Annotated in this window: 2 protein-coding genes and 3 pseudogenes; 2 read left to right on the top strand and 3 right to left on the bottom strand. The window is 34.5% G+C overall.

Annotated elements, in window-relative coordinates; genetic code table 11:
* Position 1 precedes the first annotated feature (1 nt).
* The gene (locus MKX31_RS27725; RefSeq protein WP_098103164.1) at positions 2–4,558 is read right to left on the bottom strand and encodes a non-ribosomal peptide synthetase; all 4,557 of its coding nucleotides are present in this window, start codon (positions 4,556–4,558) and stop codon (positions 2–4) included.
* A gap of 14 nt (positions 4,559–4,572) precedes the next feature.
* Entirely contained in the window at positions 4,573–5,826 is a 1,254-nt protein-coding gene (locus MKX31_RS27720) for an MFS transporter (protein WP_088047353.1), read from the bottom strand.
* A gap of 987 nt (positions 5,827–6,813) precedes the next feature.
* Here MKX31_RS27720 and MKX31_RS27715 point away from each other — a divergent pair.
* A pseudogene (locus MKX31_RS27715) lies at positions 6,814–7,020 on the top strand (ABC transporter permease); the annotation flags it as partial.
* Between the two features lie 369 nt (positions 7,021–7,389).
* Here MKX31_RS27715 and MKX31_RS29355 read toward each other — a convergent pair.
* Positions 7,390–7,587: pseudogene (locus tag MKX31_RS29355) on the bottom strand (hypothetical protein); the annotation flags it as partial.
* A gap of 334 nt (positions 7,588–7,921) precedes the next feature.
* Here MKX31_RS29355 and MKX31_RS27705 point away from each other — a divergent pair.
* Positions 7,922–8,265, top strand: a pseudogene (locus MKX31_RS27705) (group II intron reverse transcriptase/maturase); the annotation flags it as partial.
* Between the last annotated feature and the right edge of the window lie 55 nt (positions 8,266–8,320).

Here is an 8,320-nt window from a genome sequence, read left to right as displayed (position 1 = left end):
TTTACACCCTCTTCTTTGTTAATTTAAGTAATACTTTGCTCAAGCTTTCTTCCGTAAGATTCTCTGCATCAGCAAAATCTGATACCGTAAAAGCAGACTCTGTTGTTGGTTTATTTATAAGTTGGCGAAGATGCCTCAACATACCATCTGCTATCACTTGAATTTTTAATTTAGAAAACTGTTCTCTACTATACATCCAAATAAAATGTAACTTTTCATCTTTCACCATTCCGATAACATCAATTAGATGAGATGGCTTGGAATCTGGAGCATGATCTAAAAATGTAAACCCTGCCTCTTGCATAAACAAAGATTCCTTTGAAAACACCTGATCAAATTGACCCAAATAGTTAAAGCTTATTGAAGGCTTTTGCTCATAAAACGGAAGTATTTCTTTATTCAAGTAACGTAAAATACCATAGTCTACTCCGTGATTCGGAATTCGACGCGATTGTTCTTTGACAGCCTTTAAGCCTTCAATTGGTGTTTTAGTTCCTTGAAAATTCAGATGAACAGGATAAATACTCGTGAACCAACCCACTGTCCGTGATAAATCGATACCTTCAATCATCTCTTCTCTCCCGTGTCCTTCTAGATGAATAGAAACCGTTTGCTGATTTGTAAAATCGACGATAGCTTGTCCTAATGCCGCCAATAGTACCTCATTAATCCTTGTCTTATGAGTGACTGGAACTTCGTGTAACAATGCTTGTGTTTCTTCTACTCCTAAAGTCCTCGTCACTTGATCAATCGATTCTTCTGTTGTTTCTTGTATTGGATAGTCCATTGGAATTGTCATCGTTTCTTTTTCTACTTGTTCATTCCAATAATCCTGTACTTCTTTTGAAATACCCGAATCACTGTATATCTGGAGTCGTTCAGACCATTCTTTAAAAGATGTACTTTTCGCAGGTAAGCGAATTCCTTGACCTTGTTTCATCTGGTTATATACCACCTGTAAATCTTCCAATAGAATTCTCCATGATACTCCATCTACTACTAAATGATGAATCACCCAGAATATTCGATCATTTCCAGTCAAGTTATCCTCAAAGTAAACTACTCTCATTAACGGACCAGTAACTAAATTGAAACTAGCTTGATTAATGTCCATCTCTTCTTGTATTATTTTATTCCACTCTTTTTCATTAACTTTATTCCGTTTTACAACATGGAGTACTGACAGCTCATCAGTCCCTTCATTTCTCTGCCTCCATGTTCCGTTTGGTAACTGCTCGTACCGGAAACGTAAAGCATCATGATGTTTGAGTAAATTTAATATTGCTCCCTCTAGTAACTTCACATCCAATCTTTCTTTTACTCTTAAAAGCATTGATTGATTCCAATGCTCTGGATGTGGATGTTCTTGCTCGAAGAACCAGTACTGAATTGGAGTAAGAGGCACATCTCCTGTCACAATCCCCTGCTCCGCTTGTACTCCCTGCGTTTCTATAGCCACTTCTGCCAGCTCGGCAATAGTTGGGCATTCAAACATTTGCTTCGGAGTAAGTTTTAACCCTAATTGACTTGCTTGAGATATGATTTGAATACTGAGAATCGAGTCGCCACCAATTTCAAAGAAATTATCATAGATTCCCACCTTTTTAATACCTAATACTTGCTTCCAAATGGTAGCCAGTATCTGTTCATTACTATTCCGAGGGCCAACACATTCACTATTAATCTGCTTTTCCTCTGGCATAGGTAATGCCTCACGATCAACTTTGCCGTTAGCTGTAAGTGGAATGGCTTCCATCGTCACATATCCCGAAGGTACCATATAGCTCGGTAGTTTCGCTTTAAGATACTCTCTCCACGCACCTACATTTCCATCTCCTACAACATAAGCTACTAATCGTTTATCACCCGGTTGATCTTCTCTTACAATTACAACTGCCTCTTTTATAGATGCATATGCATTTAAAGTAGACTCAATCTCCCCAATCTCAATTCGGAAACCACGTATTTTAACCTGATGATCAATTCTTCCACGATAATCCAGATTCCCATCTGGCAAATACCTCGCTAAGTCTCCTGTCCGGTATAATCTTGCTTTCGGATCACTACTAAATGGATGAGATATAAAGCGCTCTGCTGTTAATTCAGGTCTATTTAAATACCCACGTGCAAGCCCTGCCCCGCCAATATAAAGCTCACCATCTACACCTATAGGAACAGGTTGTTGATAAGCATCTAATATATACACTTCTAAATCTGGAATCCGTTTTCCGATATTACTTCTCGAAGCATGATGTACATCATCTAGAGTAATTGGATAATATGTAACATGAACTGTAGTTTCTGTAATTCCATACATGTTAATTAGCTGTGGTTCTTTATCCCCATATCTTTGAAACCACGGTAACAAGCTGATGGGTTCTAACGCTTCTCCGCCAAATATCACATAACGCAGCTGCAAGTTTTTATTCTTATCTTCGTGTTCACACACTCGTATTAATTGTCGAAATGCGGAAGGTGTCTGATTTAGAACTGTGACTTCTTCCTCCACCAATAATTGATAAAAATCTTTTGGCGATCGACTAATCCAGTACGGAACAACAACTAATTTTCCACCATATAATAATGCTCCCCAAATTTCCCATACTGAGAAATCAAATGCATAAGAATGAAAAAGCGTCCAAGTATCTTTTTCATTAAACTGATACCAACAATCCGTCGATTTAAATAACCGAATGACATTGTGATGCTCTATCATAACGCCCTTTGGATTCCCTGTTGATCCCGAAGTATAGATTACGTAAGCTAGATTTTGGGAATTCACATCAGAAACCGGCAAGGTCTTACTTTCTTTCCCAATCTCTTCTTGATCACGATTCAGGCAAATCGATTCAACATTTTCTGGTAACCATTTCAATTCTTTTAAACTTTCTTGCGTTACGAATATCTGAATGCTAGCATCCTCTAAAATATATTGAAGTCGCTGCTCAGGATATGTTGGATCAAGTGGAACATAAGCCCCACCAGCCTTCAAAATCCCTAAAATACCTACAATCATTTCGAGAGAACGTTCAACACACAGTCCAACTAAAGTATCAGGTCCTATTCCCTTTTTCTGCAGATAATGAGCTAACTGATTTGCACGTTCATTAAGTTGCCTATAAGTAACTTTTTCTTTTTCATACGTAACTGCAATAGCGTTTGGATAAATCATTGCTTGTCGTTCGAACAATTCATGAAGAGTTTCCCGAGGTGGGAAATCCAGCTTAGGATTGTTGAACTCAACTAAACTTTTTCTTTTATCTTCATCAGAAATAATTTCAATTTCAGCTACCTTCTGCTTTGGGTTTTCAAAAGTGTTTTCCATTATCGCTAACATAACGTTAAAAAAGCGTTTTATCTCTTCCTTAGAAAATAGCTCCTCACGATAATCAATATGTACATGCAAAGAGTCTATATCAATTAGATTTTCAATATGCACTGCAAAATCTTGTACTTCTTCACGGTTTGCAATCCATAGTGAGTCACCACTTTCATCACGATCCCTATAATCAATCGTAGTTCCGAAAAGTCTCACATTGCTGTTATTCTCTTTATTAATCTGCTTTAATAATAAATCAAATGGATATTTCTGATGTCTTAATGATTTACTTTGTTTTCTGGACACCCTACCAATAAATGAAAGCACTTCTTCTTCTGGATCAATATTCATTCTTAAAGGAACTGTACTCACCATCATTCCAATCAATTTTCGTTCCATTTTAGTCATACGGTTGCCGTAAGCCATTCCTAATGCAATATCAAGCGATGAAGTCCACCGATACATGGACAACGAGAAAGCAGCGACAAAAAGAGTATATAAACTAAATTTGTAATTTTCGGAAAATAATCCTATTTTTCTCTTCAAATGCTCCGATAATATAAACGTTTCGCGTGATGCTTTGGTACTAACTTGGTACGTATTATAGGTCTTCAATCCGGTCACAGATGGAAGTGTTTTAAATTCCTCTAACCAGAATTTTTGATCTTTTTGAAAGCGACTACTATTCAAGTATGTTTGTTCATTAGCCAGAAATTGAATATATGAATTTTTAATTTCGCCTTCCTCAGTCTCGTTATGCATTTCATAATAATATTTTGCAATCTGCTCAGTAAATATTTGAATTGATAAACCATCCATGATAATATGATGAACATTTCCAAAGACTGCACATTCATTATCGTTTAATTTTATTAAGGCGAAATAGTATAAATTCGAATTAAATAATGTAAACGTTTCTTTTGTTTTCTGCTCAATCCATTCCTCAAGTAAATCTGAATTCTCCACATTACTGAAATCGAAAAACTCAAATTCTTGTTCTTCATGTTTAATAAAATATTGTTTAGGTTCCTGATGCCCATTTTCTTTTAATCTAATGCACAGACCGTCATTTTCACTGATAACACGATTCACAACTTGGTTTAATTTTGAATAATTCATTTTTCGATGAAGTTTAAATAAAAATCTTAAATTACATATCCCTTTATCAGAATGAATAACTTCTGTATACCATATTCTTCGCTGCGGGTGACTTAATGGATAACTTTCCTCATTGGTCATAAAAAATCTTCCCTTCAAAAATTATTTGCTCTTATAGGTTCGTGTTTATGTTTAGCCCATAAATATTTCTGCAGTGAAACTCCAATTACTCCAATGACAACAAGCCCAATCCCGCCATAAACATAGAGTTGAGTTACTCCAAACAAATGCACTAATGGGCCACTCATAGCAGGAGAAATAATTAGAACTGCGTTTGTTAAACTGCTTTGAATACCAAATACTCTTCCTACTTGATCTTGATCAGATTCTATTTGTAAAATGACTTGATTAGATACAAGCATCAGCCCACTTCCAATACCAGCGATAAAACTAATCAGATAGGCCAAAACGAAGACCGTACCGGGCGTTATCAAACCAATCCCTCCAAAACCAATTCCCATTAAAACCATGCCTCCACATACTACCCAACCATATTGAAATTGTTTTAATTTCTGAGTTAGTAATGCACCAAGTATTCCGCCAAGACCAATAATAGAAATGATATATCCCATTTTACTTTTATCATGTGGGAATAAGCTCTTAAATAAAGTCGGGAATTGTGAGTCTACTAATTGTAATACTGCCATGGCTATTGTAACGAAAATCATAGTTGATAATATTATCCGATTAGATAACACATAGCCCCACCCTTGTACCCAAGCAGCCCAAGTGCTTTGCTTTTGCTTTTCAACAAGTTCTTTTGATATAGTTTCTTTGAATTTTATTGTGGGTATCAGAACTAAAGTAGCTAATAAACAACTTATAGCTCTTATAATTAGGCAGAACTCTGGCTGAAACCAGCTCAGCAACATGCCCCCTATAAGTGGGCCTACTATCTTGGTACCCTGCTCTACTATTCCGTTGATACTTACTGCTTTAGTAAGCAAATCTGGGGATACAATTTGTCTTGTTAGTGTTTGTTGTGCAGGATAATAGAAAACAATAAAAATGGAACGAATCATTAATGCCACTAAGAGCCAGTGGATATTTTGTACAAATAAAAGAGCAATTGTTATTAAACCAACCATCAAATTACAGAACATCATAATTGGAATTTTTCGAAAACGATCCGCAATAACACCTGCCCATGAGCCAAAAATAATTCCAGGAAGTGCATATGCAACAGGGATCAATCCAATCATAGTAGGATCTACTTCCCATTCAAACCCAACTATAGTCATAATCGCTAACATATCAATAAAAACACCAAGCATAAGCAATGAATAGGCAGAAAAAACTTGTAAATAAACCCTATTTCCTAATAGGCCTTGTGAATCGGTAGTTTTCATAAAATGTGCTCCTTAAATTTACTAAAACGGATGTTTTCGTGTACACAATACCTCTTTTTTGCATATAATTTATAACTCTACATATATCCATCCGAAATTTAATAGTATTCAAACTTCAATAACTATAAAATTCAATATCTTTGGTATAATTTATGCATTCAAATATATTTATTTTCAGTTTTTATACATTCACTTCTGACTCTAAATAATCTTTTTCACCTATAAACGTGGACAAATTAAATGATTTCTAGTTATATCGTCATTACAACCACAGTAAAAAAAGATAATATTTCATTAATTTATCTGAAAAACTTTCTTTGATTTTCATATTCTACAAGCTAAAACTCTACTCAATGAAAATAATCCATTAATAGCTATCTAACCCTAAAATTAACAATAGTTAAACCATCCAAATTACACCCTCTTTTCAGAATTGTCTTTTTTTTCTATTTAAAATACTATCACACAAATTTTCTAGCTACTATCTTCATAAAGTTGAAATAATCAAATTGGAAAATTCAGATAAAAACAAGGTAAATTTGCAATTATCTTACTCAATATTATTTTCACAAAAGCTATTGAGTTCTAACAAATGGTAAATTCCTCTTTTTCCACATGTATGTTAATCATAGAAATTGCTTCTTTTCCTTAAAAAACTCTCGTTACTGGTTTATTTTTCATAAATAGGTCATACCTATTTCTCCTTCCATGCCTCTTTAAATTTTTTATCATACGCAATGAAAATCTCCCCCTCCTCATTTATTGTTAATGTGTTAAAAACTGCTCTTTGATACTAAGTGTTTTTCTGTCACATACGGTAGTGTCAAAATGTCATGATTTTTATGACATAGCTATTAATCCAGCAGGATCCCACTCAAATTTTATTATTCTTTATAAATATGACAGAAGTTCACTATCGACTATGACTCGCCGCTTGCTACACTCTGTTCATACGCTAACGGGCCGCTAACTCGTTGTGCTTATAAAAATGTGGCTAAAAAACTTACAAAGATAATTCCAAATGATTATACAAACGCATATCGACCTTTTATATTTGATTCCCCGTTATTAAAATGGTTAGAAAGTAAACAAGTGAATGCGATACTATCTATTCTTAGTGTACTAGTAGGAGTTGTATTATTTATATTTACAATTAGTTTCTTATACTTCCATTCATTTACAGGTTTAGTTAGAAGAAGTTATTTGCGTCAAATAATTCATTCTATACATTAAAGTGGAAAATGAGAGAAATGCTAATGGTATTCCGTATATATACCTCTTACTTAAAGTCACTTTTTTAGTGAGCTAATTAAATTCTTTGTTTTACTAATGGAGTAGCACCACATCTTTATCAAGCTAAGGTTTTATGCTGCCCCCTAATCAATAATTTTTTACATTTTTACTCTGGGGATGTCAATTTTACTATTTTTGGGGTATTTATTTTTACTAGCTTGATGGACATGTGGGCAAAGCTCTCTTTTAAAAAAACTGTAGGAATCAAAAAGAACCGGGCTATTTATGCCCAGTTCTTTTTGATTTTGATTTCTCAATTTAATTATCTTATTTTACATCCTCTTTAGAGGTTGCTGGTACTGCATCTTTAGATGCATTAAAGTCTTGTGAGAAAGAAGTTGTTCCATCTGCACTCATTGAAATTGAATTACCTTCATTTGACTTTAGGTTATCCATTCTTGCATCTTCTTTTACATCACCTTTAGGAGTTGCTGGTACTGCGTTTTTTGAAATTTCACTTCCATCAATTTCTTTATACGTTATATTTCCATCTTTATCTGCAACAGTAACTTTTATTTTTTCATCCGTTTTTACATCTTCTGTACCTACTACACCACCCGCAAATAATCCTGTACTTAAAAGTGTTGCTGCTAATAATGTTTTTTTCATTACCTCCTTGTTTTGTTTGAGTATGCATTTAGCATAAAACAAGAATCTATAGTTGATATGGACTGTATCTGGAGATTATGTAGAGAAAAATAAGTGGTTTCTCGGTGCGTAGGCAAGGACATATTATTAAAATCTTTTTTAAGTTAAGACCATAATGGGGATTCCACCACATCGTTATCAACTTAAGAAATTAAATGTACCTCGAATCTCCCTATACGTCGCTCAAAAAGGCAGATGTAGTGTAACTGGGGAGAAACTTCTACCCTGTGGGACATCCATTGTTGTCACAAGCAATTATGGAATGAAACAAAGGACAATAGCTACAAAAACCTTACAATTGTTAAATCGAGTATTTACAGACTAATTCAGGCAACCAAAGTTGAAATCATTAACCAACTACTCTTTGAGCTACAACTTAACGAGGAACAGTTAAACAAACTCAACAAATTGCGAAAACTAGTTAAAAACGAGGAAATCTGTATGAAATCACAAACTGAAGTGGAAACAAATAACAAAAAACTAGTGTTGTTTACTTAGAACTTATCATTATTGGGTGAGAAGAAAACTACACTATAGATGAAGCACGGTATGC

This window comes from Bacillus sp. FSL M8-0063 (assembly GCF_038005545.1).
In the GTDB taxonomy this organism is placed as follows: domain Bacteria; phylum Bacillota; class Bacilli; order Bacillales; family Bacillaceae_G; genus Bacillus_A; species Bacillus_A wiedmannii.
The sequence above is the reverse complement of the archived record's forward strand: the minus strand, read 5'-3'. Positions and strand labels throughout refer to the sequence as shown.

Coding starts and splice junctions, on each gene's coding strand:
- MKX31_RS27725 (WP_098103164.1), bottom strand. CDS start 4,558: ATGACCAATGAGGAAAGTTATCCATTAAGTCACCCGCAGCGAAGAATA.
- MKX31_RS27720 (WP_088047353.1), bottom strand. CDS start 5,826: ATGAAAACTACCGATTCACAAGGCCTATTAGGAAATAGGGTTTATTTA.